Raw genomic sequence first — 17160 nt, 5'->3', positions numbered from 1 at the left:
ATACCATGATTTCACGATTCGGCTGTTAGTGAAGGAGGAATTTCCAATGAAGACGTATTTCTTTAAACGAATATTATCATTAATCCCTGTGTTGTTTATTGTTTCAATCGTTATTTTCATGATTATTCATATCACACCTGGTGACCCTGCTGCAATGCTACTAGGGGAGGAAGCGACAGATGAAGATATTACACAACTCAGAGCGCAACTTGGACTTGACAAGCCATTACCGGAACAATATTTTAACTGGATTACTGATGCAGTCCAAGGGGATTTGGGAACTTCTTATTTTATGAAAGAACCAGTGATGCAATCAATCCTCAGCCATCTTACACCAACCATTTCTGTTGCAATCTTAGCTGGTATCATTTCTTTGCTAATCTCCATACCTATTGGGATATTGGCAGCAACACGTCGGGGAACGAATACAGATCGAACAGTAATGGGCTTTTCCTTAATTGGAATGAGTGTTCCTAGCTTTCTATTAGGCCTGTTTCTAATTCTACTGTTTGGCGTAAAGTTACAATGGCTTCCAGTTGCAGGGTACCGCCCTATTGGAGACGGGCTATTTGAACATATCAAGTATCTGATTCTGCCGTCTATCGCTCTTGGCTCCATGCACGCTGCGCTGATTGCTAGAATGACACGGTCAAGCCTTTTGGAAGTGTTGAATATGAACTACATAAAGACGGCCCGCTCAAAAGGGGTTGGTGAGTTTCTGCTAATTATGCGGCATACACTGCGGAATGCATTTCTTCCGATTCTAACAGTCATTGGCCAAACATTTGGCTCTCTAATCGCAGGCGCAGTTGTAACAGAGACGATATTCAATATTCCAGGCATTGGACAGTTGATCATTAACTCAGTTGAGCGAAGGGATTATGCAGTTATTCAGGGAGTCGTTCTTTTCGTTACTTGCACGTATGTATTCATCAACTTAATTGTTGATTTACTTTACGGCGTCGTAGATCCCCGAGTGAGATTAAGTAAGAAATAGGAGGGATGAACATGCAGGTTGTTCAGGAAGAAAATAGTACGATCCAAGATGATTTTAAGCAGGCGAAAAAGCGTTTGAAAAAACAACAGAGGCAACTGTTGCTGCGGCGTATAATGCGCAACCGGGGAATTGTGATAGGTGGCAGCACGATGATTTTTCTTACGTTATTTGCTCTTTTAGGACCACTTTTTGTACCATACAATCCTTATGAAATGATTGTTGTTGACAGGCTAAAAGCTCCAGGCGGTGACTACCTGTTAGGGACTGACAACTTCGGCCGAGACTTGCTTACGAGGATGGCATATGGTGCAAGGGTTTCGTTAAGTGTTGGTTTGTCAGTTGCTTTTCTTTCTTGTGTACTTGGGATGGTTGTTGGTTTACTCGCGAGCTATTACCGCTCACTTGACAACTTGTTAATGCGTATTTGTGATGGATTGATGGCAATTCCAGGTGTCCTCCTGGCGATTGCTCTCGTGGCTGCGCTTGGTCCTAAAATAGAAAATGTAATTATCGCTCTTACAATTGTTTTCGTTCCGAATGTGGCGCGTGTTGTACGCTCAGCCGCCATTGTTGTCAGAGAAGAGACGTATATTGAGGCAATTCGAGCACAAGGGGCCAAAACATGGCGAATTATTGTTTTGCATATTGCACCTAACACAATTGCGCCTCTAGTTGTGCAAGCTTCCTTCATTTTTGCGGATGCAATCATAACTGAAGCGGCATTAAGCTTCCTTGGAGCGGGCATACCTGCGCCAGATCCGAGTTGGGGAAATATCTTGCATGATGGTAAAGTAGTAATTTTTAACGCATGGTGGATGACGGTATTTCCTGGAATCTTAATCGTCTGTTCTGTTCTTGGTCTCAACCTATTAGGGGATGGAATTAGAGATTATATCGATCCACATACGACCAAATGATAGACAGCAATTGTTCAATGAAGAGGAGGGCTTGTCATGAATCTTAGTAAGTTATTAGAAGTTAAACATCTTCGAACACATTTTAATACGGAGACAGGAAGGGTAACAGCAGTGGATGATGTGTCCTTTCATGTAGATAAAGGAGAAATCCTTGGAATCGTCGGAGAGTCGGGATGTGGGAAAAGTGTCACGTCTCAAAGCATCCTGCGTTTATTTGATGAAAAGTTTTTGGTTTCGTATGAAGGTGAAATTATCTTCAAAGAGGAAATTGATTTACTTAAGTTAACGAAAGCACAAATGAGACAGGCGCGTGGAAATGAAATATCTATGATCTTTCAGGACCCTCTCAGCTCTTTGAATCCAGTATTGACCATCGGCTTCCAAATTGCAGAAACCTTAATGTTGCATGAAAAAGTTTCAAAGGAAGAGGCAATGGAGAGGGCGGTAGAAATGCTTCGTCTTACGGGAATTCCATCGCCAGAGAAAAGGGTTCATGACTATCCTCACCAATTGTCGGGTGGTATGAGACAACGAGTGATGATTGCTATGTCCTTAGCGTGTAAACCTAGACTGCTTATAGCGGATGAACCGACGACTGCATTGGATGTTACGATTCAGTCCCAAATATTAGACTTAATTGAGGATATCAATAAGCGTTTTGAAATGGGCGTTATTTTTATCACCCATGACCTAGGCGTTGTTGCAGAGCTTTGTGACAGAGTGGTTGTCATGTATTTGGGACAAATCGTGGAAGAAGCGGATATCCATAACCTTTTTGAAAATCCGTTGCATCCTTACACGAAAGGCCTGATTAAATCCATTCCTCATATGGATAGCGATCGTGAAGAGGAACTTCATGTGATCTCAGGTACGGTTCCATCGTTAGATAACGTTCCACAAGGTTGTCGTTTTGCTCCGAGATGCCAATTCGCTGATGAGCAATGTTGGACTCAAGCTCCCGATTTACGCGGAATTAATAAGGGGCAAAAAGTTCGCTGCTGGCACGCCGAAAAGATTGCTGAACAGGAAGGGGAGCAAGTCTATGCAACAACTTAAAAATGAACCTGAAGTACTACTCGACGTGCAGGGACTGACAAAGCATTTTCCTGTTAAAGGTTCTTTTAATGCATTCAATCGTGAACGCCCATCCGTGAAAGCGGTCAACGATGTTAGTTTTCAACTATATGAAGGTGAAACATTCGGGCTGGTCGGTGAATCGGGATGTGGAAAAAGTACAACTGGCCGTACGTTGATGAGATTGTTAGAACCTACTAGCGGAAAGGCGATTTTTCGCGGAGACAATATATTTGACCAATCGAGTAAAAATCTTCGTAAAACAAGAGAAGAAATTCAGATGGTTTTTCAAGATCCCTATTCTTCTTTGAATCCCCGAAAGAGGATCGGAAATATTTTGGCGGAACCACTTATTATTCATTCCATCGGAAAAAGAAGTGAACACACAGACCGCGTAATGGACATTATGCAAAAGGTCGGTTTGCTGCCGGATCAATTTTATCGGTTCCCACATGAGTTTTCTGGTGGACAGAGGCAACGGATTGGGCTTGCACGGGCATTAATTGCTAACCCTAAACTTATTATTTGTGATGAACCAGTTTCTGCTCTTGACGTTTCTATCCAATCACAAATTATTAATCTTCTCCGGAGGATGCAAGGCGAATTTAACTTAACCTACTTATTCGTTGCACATGATATTAGTGTAGTGCGCCATATCTCCGACAGAATCGGTGTTATGTATTTAGGGAACATGGTAGAGGTTGCACCTACCGATAGCCTGATTCAAAATCCATTGCATCCGTATACGAAAGCACTTTTATCAGCAGTTCCCATTCCGAATCCACGGATCAAAAGAGAACGAATTACATTAAAAGGGGAGATACCCTCGCCACTCAATCCACCAACGGGTTGTGTATTCCACACAAGATGTCCATTTGCTATGGATGTATGCAAGAAAAATGTACCGGAAAGCAAAGAAATGGAGCCGGGCCATTCCGTTGCATGCCATTTATACTAAGCGATTGGAATGGAAAGGGAGAAGGGGAGGAGAATAAAAGTGAATCATGATGAAAAAGAGTTGTTGGATTTCCTTACAGTTGATTCTGCATATGACGCAAAGGTCATACCTGGAACTGAAGAGTTCACATTTATTACAAAGAAAACGGGTTTTCCACAAGTATGGAAGATGGATAGAAAAGGTTATTCATATCAATTAGTGACTACAAGCGACAGAGTACAAAGTGTGTTTCATTCCCCTAATGGTACTCGAATGGTCATTGGTATGGATAGTGGAGGAAATGAGAAGCAACAATTATATTTGGTGGATCAAGCTGGAAATACAGTGAAGCCGCTAGTTGTTTCAGCAAATCACTTCCATTATTGTGGTGGCTGGTCTATGGATGGTAGGAATATCTGCTATTCAAGTAACCGTCGAAATCCTGGCGCTTTTGATGTATTTGTGATTGATGTGGATACTGGGGAAACTAAACAAGTTTATTCATCCGATAAGAACTGTGTACCACTCAGCTGGGTGAATGAACGTGAAATTTTTTTGGACGTGAAAGAGACAAATATTGATAGCACTATTCATATCGTCAATAGTGAAACAGGTGAGGTCCGGCAGCTCGGTGATTATAGGAAACGTGCACGTTATGCATCGCCTATCATGCAACCAAATAGTATGGAAGGCTATCTGCTATCAGACCTTGAAGAAGATACGATGTATATTAGTAAGTTCTCGCTTAGTCGGCCGTCGGAGCTTGAAAAGCTACTTCATTGGGATAAGTGGGACATTGACGAAATTGCATTATCGCCAAATGGCAAGTTGTTGTCATTCTGCCTAAACGAGAACGGAATTTCAAAACTTGGGTTCTACCATTTAGGGTCGAAGAATTGTTTTCTGGCAGAAGGATTGCCAAGTGGTGTGATCAGTACGATGACTTGGTCATCCAAAGATACTGTTTTATTTACATTAAAAACACCGGTGGAACCAGGGGATATATGGACGTACAATTTTACGAATAACAAGGCAGAAAGGCTAACGCAGATGGGTGTATCCAAGTCAGTTGGGCATCTCTGGAGAATGCCAGAACTGCATACCTTTCAATCCTTTGACAATCTTGAGATCCCCTATTTTCTCTATTCGTCAGATGATCGAGAAGGAAAACCAGCAGTTGTCTATGTGCATGGTGGACCAGAGGGACAGACGAAAGCTGAATACAATCCTGTTATTCAATATTTAACCCATCGTGGCTTTACAGTAGCAGCGCCGAATATTAGGGGGAGTAGCGGTTATGGTCGAGCATATCTGAAACTTGATGATGCAGATAAGCGCCTAGATGCAGTTGCGGATCTAGCAAGCTTAACGAAAGAACTGATTGCTAAGCACGATGTTAAAAAAGGTCAAATTGGAATTGTGGGACGCAGCTATGGAGGATTTATGGTATTGGCGTCATTAGCCCATTATCCAGAAGATTGGGCCGCAGGAGTGAATATTGTTGGGATATCAAACTTAAAGACATTCTTGCAGAACACCGGGGAGTGGCGAAGATACCTACGTGAAAGTGAATATGGGTCCTTACAAGAGTATAGTAGATACTTTGATGAAATAGCCCCTATGAATCTGACACATCAAATGAAAGCCCCTCTGCTTGTTTTTCACGGAAGAAATGATACACGTGTACCTGTTAGTGAAGCGGAACAACTTGTCGCAGATTTGAGATCTCGAAAAAGGGAAGTTGAGCTGATTATCTTTGAAGACGAAGGTCATCAGACGGAACGTATTGAAAACCATATTACGATGCATACGGAAACTGTAAAGTTCTTTAGCGAACATTTAGGAAAAACACTACAGAAGGAGTGCTTGAAATGAGTGCTAGTTCATTAGGGCTAAATGAATCAATGATGGCATTGTTTGAAGATGAAGTAATTAAAGAGGCACTTGCCTATATCGAGAAAATTCACGAGGAGACAACTGCTGAACAAATTGAATTGACGGAAATTGAAGCGCCGACCTTTTGTGAAGCATCTAGAGGGCTGGTGTACAAGGAAAAGCTTGAAAAACTAGGTATTGAGAATGTGGGTGTTGATGAAGTAGGGAATGTGTTCGGTGTTCGAAAAGGAAAAGGGAATGGACCGACACTTGTTCTTTGCGCTCATTTAGACACTGTATTTCCAGCTGGAACGGATTTAAAAGCGACTTGGAAAGACGGGAAAGTGTATGCTCCGGGCATCGCTGACGACGGCAGAGGTCTCGCAGTTGTTTTAGCAATCGCCAAAACATTGAAGGAAACACAAATAGAGACAGAAGGCGATCTTGTAATTGGAGCGACAGTTGGTGAAGAAGGCTTGGGAGACCTTCGTGGTGTCAAGCACCTTTTCGATTCTCGAGACGATATCGACGGTTTCATCTCTATCGAACCGGGGGAGCCGGAACGCATTACGTATCTAGGAACAGGAAGCAAGCGATATGAAGTAACGTACGCGGGACCTGGGGGCCATAGCTTCGGGAGTTTTGGAACACCAAGCCCGATTCATGCACTCGGCAGGGCAATTGGAGAAATTTCCAATTTAATAACACCTGAACATCCGAAAACGACCTACAATATTGGAATGATTAGTGGCGGCACTTCCATCAATACAATTGCCCAATCTGCGACGATGCTTGTAGATATGCGTTCAAATTCACAAGAGGAATTGCAAAGACTTGAAGCGGAAGTGCTCGCTCTCTTTCAAAAGTCCGCAAAAGAAGAGAATGCCTTCAGAAGTAAAACAGATGAAATTACAGTGACTGTGAAATTGGTGGGAGATCGTCCAGCCGGCAGCCAGCCAGATGATGCAGAAATTGTACAAGTGGCTTGTGAAGCGACAAGAGTACTAGGGTTTGAGCCGATACTTGACGATGCTTCCAGTACGGATTCAAATGTGCCAATTCATCTTGGTATCCCTGCGGTGACACTAGGAGGGGGTGGAAAAGCTGGAGGATTCCATACCCTTCAAGAATACTATGATCCGACAAACGGTTATTTGGGTGTTCAAAAAGTGTTGTTGACCGTGTTGGCACTGTTTGGCTGTCCAGGTGTGGCGAAGCCAGCGCTGAAGAAAACAGCGAAAGCGGTGACCCTCAATGGTTCAAACTAAACAGAAAGAGCTGCAACAAGTATTTCAATATATAGATGAGAACAAAGACAAATATATGGAGTGGCTCTGTGAGTTGTGTGAAATTCCAAGTGTTGCAGCGCATTCAAGGGGGATTCCTGAAGCAGTTCAATCTGTTTCAAACCGCCTTTCGGAAATAGGCGCGGAAATTCAAGTCATTCCAACTCCAGGGAACCCTGTAGTATTTGGACAGCTGCCTTCTATTGAATGTGCCAAAACGTTGTCATTTTACAACCATTATGATGTACAACCCGAGGATCCGATAGAGAAATGGGAGAGCCCACCTTTTACACCGACTATACGAGACGGCAAAATATTTTGCAGAGGTGTCGCTGATAATAAGGATCTCTTATGGCTAGAATTTGTGCAATCGACGCATATAAAAAAATGATAGGCGAGCTCCCAGTCAACATTAAATTCATTGTAGAGGGTGAGGAGGAAATTGGGAGTCCAAATTTAGAAGCCTTTGCAGATGAACATATTGATTTGATACGAGCGGATGCGAATATATGGGAAAACGGCTTTAAGGACGTAGATGGCAACCTTCAAGTAAGCCTTGGTTGCAAAGGGATGTTATACGTAGAATTACATGCCCACGGCGCGAATACAGATTTGCATTCTGGAAGGGCTGCTATCGTGGAAAATCCTGCTTGGAGATTAGTATGGGCACTGTCAACATTAAAGAACGAGAAAGACGAAATCCTAATTGAAGGTTTCTATGATAAAGTTCTGCCATTGACAGCGGCTGAGCGACAGCTGACGGAGGATATGGAGTATAACGAGGAAGAAGATCTTAAGCAACTTGGCATTTCTAAATATATCAATGGATTGACAGGATTTGAGTTACAAGAGAAACTTATTTTCCAGCCGACATGTACAATTTGTGGTATTGAATCGGGTTATACAGGAGAAGGGTCGAAAACCGTTCTGCCAAGTGTAGCGAAATCGAAGCTAGATTTCCGTTTAGTGTCGGAACAAGATCCCGATGAGATATTGGAACTGCTTCGCGAACATCTAGACAAACATGGTTTTTCAGATATCGAAGTTGTTCCTTTAAAAGGAACGCGTGCAGCTACAACAAATTTGGATGACCCGTTAGTGCATAAAATCAAAGAAACCGCTACTGAATTCTATAACAAGCCCCCGAAAATTTTACGGTCCCAAGCAGGAACTGGACCGATGTATTCATTTTGCCAAAAGTTTGGAATACCATCGGCAGGATTTGGGGTAGGTCATGCGGATTCAAAAAACCATGCGCCGAACGAGAGTATTTATATAGATGACTACATGGATGGCATTAAATTTCTGGTAGCGTTAATCCATAAGTATTCCCAGGAGGAATCTATATGATCACTACTCATCTTGGAATGCAAATTTCTGTAGAAGGGCGACTTGAACGTGACTTCCTTGGAGAACGTATACTACCGGGAGATTCTTACTACGGCATCCAATCGCTTCGTGCCCTTGAGAATTTCCCGATTACTAAAGAGCGTATACATCCGAAATTAATTTGGGCTTTAGGGATTGTGAAGAAGTCTGCAGCTGAAGCGAATTGCGAAGTGAATGGTCTATCTGCTGAGAATGCCAAAGCGATTGCGGAAGCTGCCCGAGATGTGATGGAAGGAAAGCTCGATGACCAGTTTATCGTTGATCCCATTCAAGGAGGTGCTGGCACATCCATCAATATGAATGCTAATGAAGTAATTGCCAATCGTGCATTGGAATTGCTTGGATATCCAAAAGGCAATTACACCAAAATCAGTCCAAACAATCATGTGAATATGTCCCAATCCACAAATGACGCTTTTCCAACCGCAGTTAAGATGGCTGTGTACAAGCTGTTGGAAGATTTACTTGCAACCCTACATGAGTTGATTGAGGGCTTGCAAAAGAAGGAGCTTGCATTTGACTCGTTTGTAAAGATGGGACGGACTCATCTGCAAGATGCAGTTCCTATTCGGTTAGGGCAAGAATTCGGAGCGTATAAAAGGGTGATTCAGCGTGATTTCCAGCGTATACAGACCGCACAAACGAAATTACTGGAAATCAATATGGGCGCCACAGCGGTTGGAACAGGGCTCAATGCTTCTGTCCAGTATATTAATGTAGTCACTGAACGACTATGTAAAAATAGTGGAATTGCTCTTAAATCGGCAGAACACTTAGTAGATGCAACTCAAAATACGGATAGCTACACCGAAATTTCATCTGTATTGAAAATTTGTATGTTGAACATGTCCAAAATGGCAAATGACCTGCGTCTAATGTCATCTGGCCCACGTACTGGATTAGGGGAAATCAATCTCCCAGCGAGACAACCGGGATCTTCCATCATGCCAGGAAAAGTGAATCCTGTCATGGCGGAGGTAATAAACCAAATTGCATTCCAAGTAATTGGCAATGATCAGACAATCAGTCTTGCATCTGAAGCGGGCCAATTTGAATTAAATGTGATGGAACCTGTGCTCGTCTATAATCTAATCCAGTCAATCAGCATTATGAATAATGGTATCAATGCATTCAGCCGTTTCTGTCTAGCGGATATTACGGTAAATGAAAGACGACTTAGAGAACATGTTGAAAATAGCATTGGCACATTGACCGCTCTTATTCCTAGTATCGGCTATGAAATGGCCTCTCAAATTGCAAGAGAAGCATTTCTTGCAGAGAAATCAATTAAGGAAGTTTGCCTTGACTATCATATTGGCACCGAAAAGGAGATAGATGAGCTGTTAAATCCTTATCCAATGACTGTTCTGCGAGATAAAGAGAGTCATTGATAGATTCTCTCACATTCTAATTCAGTCCATTCACTACACATACAACTACTTAAAGTTGGAATGTTGGAGTGGGTGGGCTTGTTTGTTTTGCTTCCTTGATTCTACATTGAATATCTTTTTGGTTTTTACGGCGCATGTGCAGGTTTGATTTCATTTAATTTACATTAAATCTGAATTTTGTGGTTGGTACGTTTGTAATTTTTTCTTGTATAACCATACTTGTTCAAAATTTCATGTATATCTGCTGGAAGAAGGATTTCAGTATCAATATTATTTGCCACCAGCTTTCGTTTCTTCAATTAATTTGGATACTAGTGTTTCTTTCTCTTCTTCTAAATCTCGCCATTCATAATAGGGATTTGGGTCATCTAACGAATGTATATTGATGTTTTTGAAAGCTTCAAGACAATTCATTGCCTTAAATTTAATTTGAAACTCGAGCAATTCTTGATTAATTTCTTGGATTCGTTCGTGAGTTGTTTGTTTTTGGTGTATCTTTGCTTGGAATACCATTTGCGTTTTTATTGAATAGACAGGATCTTTCCAAATGTCTACTGCATGTTTTGGGATTTTATGATGACTTGTTGTATCTACACATTCTAACCCGTGTTTTATATATTTATTTAACGTAACAGTCGAAATACCTAATTGTTTTGATGCTTGCTTGGGTTTTAGTAGATAATCTTCACGATATAGGAATGCTATTTCTTCTCCACCTAATTGGTAATACCAATCCTCAAAGTCGACTTTCAGTTTTCCGAATTCCAAGTTTGTAAGAGGAAGATCCATTGAATGAAATCGATTTAACCAATCAGAGAGATTTTCACGGTTCTTGGCTGTTAAAAAGTAGTTATTTTTGTAATCTAACGGTTTTAAATGGATGCCTATGAGACGATCGGTAAAGCTACTAAGCAATGTGACAAATAATTGATTAAATATAAAACTTGTTTCTTTTTCAATTTTTGTTTTATCTTGGTTACAGTAGGCTTCTGAGATAGCATTTTTTGTCTCTTCGTATAGAGCTGTGCTCATACATATCATCCTCCTTACCTCCATCCTAATTTAAATTTATCGAAAAGTCAATTTAATTAATTTGCGATTTGGCGTTTTCGTTAATCTATTCTATTCATTGCCAATACGATTAGTACTTAAACGTTTTATCAGATCGTCCCTTTCTTTCAGTAGATATCGTTTAGTAGAAGGATCTTGAAAGTACCTTGACGCAGCGAGTCCCCTTGCAACCGTTTTCAAAAAACACTTTACAACTCAAAAAACACCTCGTATAATTCAAATAGTTATAATATTATAACCTGGATAGAAGGTGAAGCTGTTGAAGATTGATAAGATGGCGACGGTTCCGCTGTATGCTCAGGTGGAGGCGGTGCTTGAAAATCGGATTTCCTCTGGTGTTTGGGAGGAGGGCTATCAGATTCCAACGGAGACGGAGCTTGCTTTGAAGCTTGAAGTGAGTAATATTACGGTGAAACGGGCCATTATGAACCTTGTGGATAAGGGGATGCTTGTGAGGCAACGGGGCAAGGGAACGTTTGTGACGGGCAGGCATATTGAGAAGAATATCCACAAATCCGAGTTTATTAAGATGGATGAGCAAGTAAGCAGTATGCATGATTTGCTGGCGAGTCGTGTCCGAGTTACGAATCCGAACATTGCTAAAAAGCTTGGGAGAGAAGCGGATGCTGAATTTGTCTACTTGGAACGGCTCGGTTATGAAGACGAGAAGAAGGTATCGATTGAGTATACGTTTATTCCGCAAAATCTCTGGCCAGGTGATGAATTTTCCATTAATAAGGATGCATTTATCTATGATGTGTTGAAGATGGATTGTGGGATTACGTTGAAACGGTCCAAGAACTATTTTTCGGGTGCCGTGGCAAATGAAAAAGAAGTGAAGTTGCTTGGTGTCCGCCCGAATACACCGCTTTTCGTTTGGGAGCGGATCACATATGCCGACACTGGGGAAGCTGTTGAGTATTCGAAGTTTGTCATGAAACAGGACAAAGAGAAATATTATATGGAAATTGAACTTGTGTAAGTCGTGGAAGTCATGCAGTTGCATGCTTTTCCACATAATATAAAGTTATAACATTATACTTAATTAGACAAAGGAGTGGTTTGGGGTCGATTTGCAATGTAGGTGAAAGTGGAAATAGAGGAGGATGGGAATATGGAGAAAACGAAATGGAAATTGAAGCCACCGACGACAACAGCGTTGCTGATGTTCATGATTGTGCTCGTTGGTTTGTTGACGTATATTGTGCCGGCTGGGCAGTACGACCGGGTGATGGATGAAAAGACTGGGCGAGAGTTGATTGTGGCGGATAGTTTTCGTTACACGGAGCAAACGCCTGTAGGAATCGGGGGCATTTTGTCTTCGGTTTTCGGTGGGATTGTTGGTGCGGCTGAGATTATTGCGTTTGTTTTTATTGTCGGAGGCGTATTTGGCGTTGTTGTGAAGAGTGGTGCCATTAACGCAGCGCTGGCAAAATTGATCGCTCGATTGAAGGGAAGGGAATCGCTATTCATCATCATTGCAATGACAGCGTTTGCAATTGGTGGGGCGACATTCGGTATGGCGGAAGAAACGTTGCCATTTGTGGCGATTGTGTTAGCAGCAACAATTGCGATGGGGTATGACCGGATTATTGCGGTGTCGATTGTCGTCGTCGGTGTGTATGCGGGTTATTCCGCTGGGCCACTCAATCCGTTTAACGTTGGGATTGCGCAAGGGATTGCGGAACTGCCGCTATTTTCAGGGATAGGCCTGCGGACAGTCCTGATGATTGGCGGACTCGTAATCGCGATTCACCACACATTGCGCTATGCAAAAAAAGTGAAGGCTGATCCGAAGAGTGGGTTGCTCGTTGGCGAGGCAGCTATCGAAACGGATGCACTTGTTTTGGAAAATACTGAGATGACGTCGCAACATAAGTGGATTATGGCAGTGCTCGGTTTGTCGCTTGTTGCGCTTGTGTTTGGTGTGTTGAAGTACGGCTGGTATCTTGGAGAAATTTCTGCGCTCATGTTACTCATGGGGATAATTGTCGGAATGATCGCATTTAAAGGGAGTTTCAATCAGTTCACGGATGAATTCATGAAAGGTGCTGCGGATATGACGGCTGCTGCGCTGATCATCGGTTTGTCCCGAGCAATTCTTGTCGTCATGGAAGAGGGGCATATTATTGATACGCTCGTCTATGCTGTGTCGGTTCCACTCGGTAGTCTTCATAGTGTATTTGCGGCGTGGGGCATGTATCTTTCCCAAGGGTTGATCAATTTCATTATCCCTTCTTCGACAGGTCAGGCGGCCGTCGTTATGCCGATTATGTCTTCAATCAGTGACGTTATCGGCATTAACAGGCAAATTGCTGTGCAAGCTTTCCAATCGGGGGATGGCTATTGGAATATGATTACGCCGACGCACCCGGTATTGATGGCGGCTCTTGGCATTGCAGCTGTTCCGTTTGGGAAGTGGCTTCGCTTTGCTGGTCCACTTGTGCTTAAATGGACAATTTGGACAATGATTATTTTAGCGGTAGGAGTCATGATTGACTGGGGGCCTTACTGAGAGGCAAGCGTTTATTGATGGAATGAAACATTATAATATTATAAACAATTAATTGGATAGACGAACTAGGAGTGAGCAGCTATGGAAAATACGTTAAAGTGGACGATTATTGGTGGAGGAAACGGCGGTCAAACAACAGCAGGGCATCTGGGCATGATGGGATTTGACGTGACGCTGTACGATATATTTGAACAGACGGTAGATCGCATTAATGCGCAAGGTGGCATTCATCTGGAGGATGCGTTGAACGGTTTCGGAAAAGTGACTTGTGCAACAACAGATATGGAAAAAGCGGTGACGGGTGCTGACGTGATTTTTGTCACAGTGCCTGCGACTGCACATGTGAATGTCGCAAAAGCATGTGCGCCATATTTAAAGGACGGACAAATCGTCATCTTGAATCCTGCCGCGACATTCGGCTCGCTTGCGTTTTTGAAGACGTTAGAAGATGAAGGCTGTACGGCGAATGTCGTGCTTGGGGAAACGAACACGTTATTGTATGGCTGTCGCATCATTGAACCGGGTAGGACCCAAGTGTTTGGATTAAAGAACCGGATTTTGACTGCGATTCTGCCTGCGACGGAAACGGAACGAGTCGTTGGAGTGTTACAAACGGCTTTCCCACAATTTGAGCCATGCGAAAGTGTTCTCGTTACAAGTTTTGATAACACGAACCCTATTTTGCATCCGGCAACGACGATCTTCAATGCTGGTAAAATCGAATCTGCGGATGAATGGCGCTTTTACGTCGATGGGTTCACGCCAAGCGTTGGGCGATATGTCGAACAGATGGATGAAGAGCGCATGGCGATCGGGCGGATGTTCGGACTCAATTTGTTGTCGTGCCGTGAACAAATGGAAGTGGAATACAATGTTTTTGAAGACACACTTGCAAATGCAGTCAGTAAAAACCCAGTGTACCAGGACATTAAAGGACAAAAGACGTTAGACTCCCGTTATTTGACGGAAGATATTCCAATGGGGCTTGTGCCGTTTATTGAACTTGGAAAAATGCTCGGCTTGCCAACGACGCATATGGAGAGTGTCGTCGCAATGGGCCAGTTGTTGCTTGGAAAAGACTTGATGGCGGAGGCGAGAACGTTGGCGTCATTGGGGCTTGAAGGGATGGGGAAGGATGCGTTTGTGGAGTTTGTGCGGACGGGGAGGAAGGCTAAGGGGATTTAGTTGTCGGTTATGCGGCGAACGCCTGGATTATGCTGCGTTTGCCGGGAATATGCGGCGATTTTAGAAGTTATGCGTAAGCGTTAATCGAAATACACCTTATTCTATTTGTTTGTCCATGCAATACTGGTAGTAACTTTTAGAAACAGAGAGGTGTTTGAGATTGTCAGAATTAGCGAATCCATCCGCGATACATGATGAAAAAGATGCTCGCTGGATTGAGATTATTGAACAGTGGAAGGATAGCGGTATGACCATGTCAGAATGGATCAGGGGGCAAGATGAAGTCACCTATTATCAACTAGTGAACGCTAGAAGAAGACTTTATCCAGAAGAAGTTTATGGAACTGGAAAACCCAATACTTGGTCAGCTATTACAATGGAGTTGCCGTCCTCTTCTATGAATGTTCATGTAAATGGTTTATATATAGAGGTCCCTCCGGGATTCGATCGAACACTTCTATTGGAGATTGTGGAGGTGTTAAAAGATGCGAATTAATCTCGAGGGGGTGAAAGGTGTTTTCCTCGCACACGGCTCAACTGACATGCGTCTTTCAATGGACGGTCTAGCAGCTCGTGTACAAGAAACTTTTGAATTAGATCCTTTTTCTTCGAACCTTTTTATTTTCTGTAATCGCCAACAGGACCGAATAAAAATCCTTCACTGGGATCATAATGGCTTTTGGCTCTACTATCGAAGACTCGAAAACGGTACATTTAACTGGCCGCAAGGTCCAGAAGATGAGACCATGCAAATTACACCTAGGCAATTAATTTGGTTACTTGAAGGGTTAACATTGGAAGACGGAAGAGTATTTCCGAAAATGAATGTAAAAAAAGTTGTCTAACCGCATAAAGATTATGGTAAATATGTCGATATTTATAATATGAGAAACCTAAATGATCACTCACCCCAATTAACTGAACAGGATACAAAGATTGCGGCTCTTGAAGAGGAACTACTCTGTCTAAAAGCAATCATAGCTAGGTACGAAGAGATGTTTCGATTACAAAAGCAACGCCAATTCGGAGCTTCAAGTGAGAAGTTTCCGAGTGGTCAATTGACACTTTTTGGTGAGGAAACATCACATTCTTCTACCCTGGAAAATACGACAGTGCAAGGAACTTCAAAAGCTTACAATCAAAAAAAAAAGAAACGAAAAGTTCGGGAAAGCCTAAACAATGAGCTACCTGTAACAGTCGTTCACCACAGCCTGCCCTTAAAGGAGCAGGCCTGTTCAGATTGCGGTCATTCTATGCATGTGATGAAAAAGAATCCGCCGTGAAATCAAGATCATCCCTGCTCGCGCAGAGATTGTCCAACACGAACGTGACGTTTTCTCTTGTCGAACATGCGAGAAAGAGAATACTCATACACCAATTGTAAGAGCTTCAATGCCAGAAGCTGTCATTCCTAAAAGCATGGCATCACCTTCAGCGATTGCTTATGTGGTGACGCAAAGGTATATGTATGCCACGCCACTACATAGGTTGGAGGCACAGTTTCGCCAATTGGGTGTTCATCTATCTAGGCAGACGATGTCCAATTGGTTAGTCCTTTCTACAGAGGAACTACTTCGTCCGCTCTACTCTGCGATGCATCAATTTATTTTATCGCTTCCAGTACTTCATGCAGACGAGTCAACACAACAAGTTTTGTACGAAGAGGGTAAGCAGCCTTCTTCGAAGTCATATATTTGGTTATACAGGACTGGGAGGATTGGGCCTCCATGTGCCATATATGTATATTCATCAACTCGAAGCGCTACTAATCCAAAACTCTTTTTGGAAAATTTTAAGGGAACGCTTCATACAGATGGCTATTCAGGCTATGAGGGGTTGGAAAACGTTAGTCTCTCAGGGTGTTGGGCACACTTAAGGCGTTATTTTGATAAAGCTGTAAAAGCTGCCCCAAAGAACAAGAAAGAAGCGCCCACTCTTTCAGAATTAGCACTTATGAAAATTGGAGAGATTTATAAAATTGAAAGAAAAATCACCTCTCAATCTTTCGCAAAGCGCCGTAAGGTGCGCCGCAAGGAAAGTTTACCACTCGCAGAGGCTTTTTTCGCATGGCTTCAATCCATTCAACCAATAGTCACACCGAAAAGCCAACTAGGTAAAGCAATTAAATATGGAATCAATCAAAAAGAGAAGTTACTGCGTCCTTTTTTAGATGGAATACTCGACATTGATAACAATAGAGCAGAGAGATCAATCAGACCATTTGTATTAGGACGGAAAAACTCACTATTCTCGATTACTCCAAAAGGGGCTCAATCTACTGCCATCCTTTATAGTATCGTGGAGTCGGCGAAAGAGAATAAGTTAAATGTCTTAGCCTATCTAGTTCACCTCTATGAAACGCTTCCTAACATTGTTAAGAACAATGTGAATGAGCTTGCAAAATTGTTCCCTTGGTCGAAAAAGCTGCCGGAGCAATGTTACCTATCTACAAATTAAAGGATTCATTACTAAAATAAAGGATCTGCACCCGGAAAAACAGGTGCAAGTCCCTTTACGCTTAAA

At 42.5% G+C, this 17160-nt stretch carries 17 protein-coding genes; 16 read left to right on the top strand and 1 reads right to left on the bottom strand.

Annotated features, from left to right (window positions below; translation table 11 throughout):
• Positions 1-46 precede the first annotated feature (46 nt).
• The 9 genes from ACVHUV_RS00085 to ACVHUV_RS00045 are packed head-to-tail and all read left to right on the top strand — an operon-like array spanning position 47 to position 9866.
• Positions 47-997 (top strand): ABC transporter permease, encoded by a 951-nt coding sequence (locus ACVHUV_RS00085; protein WP_462085677.1) that lies wholly within the window; start codon positions 47-49, stop codon positions 995-997.
• Positions 998-1008: 11 nt separating this feature from the next.
• On the top strand, positions 1009-1914 hold the full coding sequence (locus tag ACVHUV_RS00080; protein ID WP_462085676.1) for an ABC transporter permease: 906 nt from the start codon (positions 1009-1011) through the stop codon (positions 1912-1914).
• Positions 1915-1950: 36 nt separating this feature from the next.
• A complete protein-coding gene (locus ACVHUV_RS00075) occupies positions 1951-2970 on the top strand; it encodes an ABC transporter ATP-binding protein (RefSeq protein WP_462085675.1) in 1020 nt (339 codons plus the stop codon).
• Complete coding sequence (locus tag ACVHUV_RS00070; RefSeq protein WP_462085674.1) at positions 2957-3946, top strand: ABC transporter ATP-binding protein; 990 nt, start codon at positions 2957-2959, stop codon at positions 3944-3946. The genes ACVHUV_RS00075 and ACVHUV_RS00070 overlap by 14 nt, the downstream gene beginning before the upstream one ends.
• 39 nt (positions 3947-3985) lie before the next feature.
• On the top strand, positions 3986-5800 hold the full coding sequence (locus ACVHUV_RS00065) for a S9 family peptidase (protein WP_462085673.1): 1815 nt from the start codon (positions 3986-3988) through the stop codon (positions 5798-5800).
• Positions 5797-7068, top strand: a complete 1272-nt coding sequence (locus ACVHUV_RS00060) for a M20/M25/M40 family metallo-hydrolase (RefSeq protein ID WP_462085672.1) — start codon at positions 5797-5799, stop codon at positions 7066-7068. The genes ACVHUV_RS00065 and ACVHUV_RS00060 overlap by 4 nt, the downstream gene beginning before the upstream one ends.
• The gene (locus ACVHUV_RS00055; protein ID WP_462085671.1) at positions 7055-7477 is read left to right on the top strand and encodes a M20/M25/M40 family metallo-hydrolase; all 423 of its coding nucleotides are present in this window, start codon (positions 7055-7057) and stop codon (positions 7475-7477) included. The genes ACVHUV_RS00060 and ACVHUV_RS00055 overlap by 14 nt, the downstream gene beginning before the upstream one ends.
• On the top strand, positions 7438-8436 hold the full coding sequence (locus tag ACVHUV_RS00050) for a M20/M25/M40 family metallo-hydrolase (RefSeq protein WP_462085670.1): 999 nt from the start codon (positions 7438-7440) through the stop codon (positions 8434-8436). Before ACVHUV_RS00055 ends, ACVHUV_RS00050 begins: the two co-directional genes overlap by 40 nt.
• On the top strand, positions 8433-9866 hold the full coding sequence (locus ACVHUV_RS00045; RefSeq protein ID WP_462085669.1) for an aspartate ammonia-lyase: 1434 nt from the start codon (positions 8433-8435) through the stop codon (positions 9864-9866). The genes ACVHUV_RS00050 and ACVHUV_RS00045 overlap by 4 nt, the downstream gene beginning before the upstream one ends.
• 270 nt (positions 9867-10136) lie before the next feature.
• Here ACVHUV_RS00045 and ACVHUV_RS00040 read toward each other — a convergent pair whose 3' ends face one another.
• Complete coding sequence (locus tag ACVHUV_RS00040) at positions 10137-10898, bottom strand: DNA-binding protein (RefSeq protein WP_462085668.1); 762 nt, start codon at positions 10896-10898, stop codon at positions 10137-10139.
• 298 nt (positions 10899-11196) lie between these two features.
• Here ACVHUV_RS00040 and ACVHUV_RS00035 point away from each other — a divergent pair, with 298 nt between their 5' ends.
• From ACVHUV_RS00035 to tnpC, 7 genes are all read left to right on the top strand, one after another.
• Positions 11197-11919 carry a GntR family transcriptional regulator gene (locus ACVHUV_RS00035; RefSeq protein WP_317943237.1) on the top strand — a complete coding sequence of 241 codons (723 nt, stop codon included), beginning with the start codon at positions 11197-11199 and terminating at the stop codon, positions 11917-11919.
• Between the two features lie 132 nt (positions 11920-12051).
• Positions 12052-13452: a YfcC family protein gene (locus ACVHUV_RS00030; protein ID WP_462085667.1), complete on the top strand. Its 1401-nt coding sequence runs from the start codon at positions 12052-12054 to the stop codon at positions 13450-13452.
• Between the two features lie 81 nt (positions 13453-13533).
• The gene (locus ACVHUV_RS00025) at positions 13534-14637 is read left to right on the top strand and encodes an NAD/NADP octopine/nopaline dehydrogenase family protein (RefSeq protein ID WP_462085666.1); all 1104 of its coding nucleotides are present in this window, start codon (positions 13534-13536) and stop codon (positions 14635-14637) included.
• Positions 14638-14797: 160 nt separating this feature from the next.
• A complete protein-coding gene (gene tnpA / locus ACVHUV_RS00020) occupies positions 14798-15133 on the top strand; it encodes an IS66 family insertion sequence element accessory protein TnpA (protein ID WP_317946915.1) in 336 nt (111 codons plus the stop codon).
• Positions 15123-15482, top strand: coding sequence for an IS66 family insertion sequence element accessory protein TnpB (tnpB, locus tag ACVHUV_RS00015; protein WP_317946914.1), 360 nt, complete (start codon positions 15123-15125; stop codon positions 15480-15482). The genes tnpA and tnpB overlap by 11 nt, the downstream gene beginning before the upstream one ends.
• A gap of 39 nt (positions 15483-15521) precedes the next feature.
• Positions 15522-15920: an IS66 family transposase gene (locus tag ACVHUV_RS00010; RefSeq protein ID WP_462085665.1), complete on the top strand. Its 399-nt coding sequence runs from the start codon at positions 15522-15524 to the stop codon at positions 15918-15920.
• Positions 15910-17094: an IS66 family transposase gene (gene tnpC, locus ACVHUV_RS00005; RefSeq protein WP_462086953.1), complete on the top strand. Its 1185-nt coding sequence runs from the start codon at positions 15910-15912 to the stop codon at positions 17092-17094. The genes ACVHUV_RS00010 and tnpC overlap by 11 nt, the downstream gene beginning before the upstream one ends.
• Positions 17095-17160 lie beyond the last annotated feature (66 nt).

It is taken from the genome of Sporosarcina saromensis, assembly GCF_054901285.1.
Note: the sequence above shows the minus strand (reverse complement) of the source record. Positions and strands in the feature narration are given on the sequence as shown.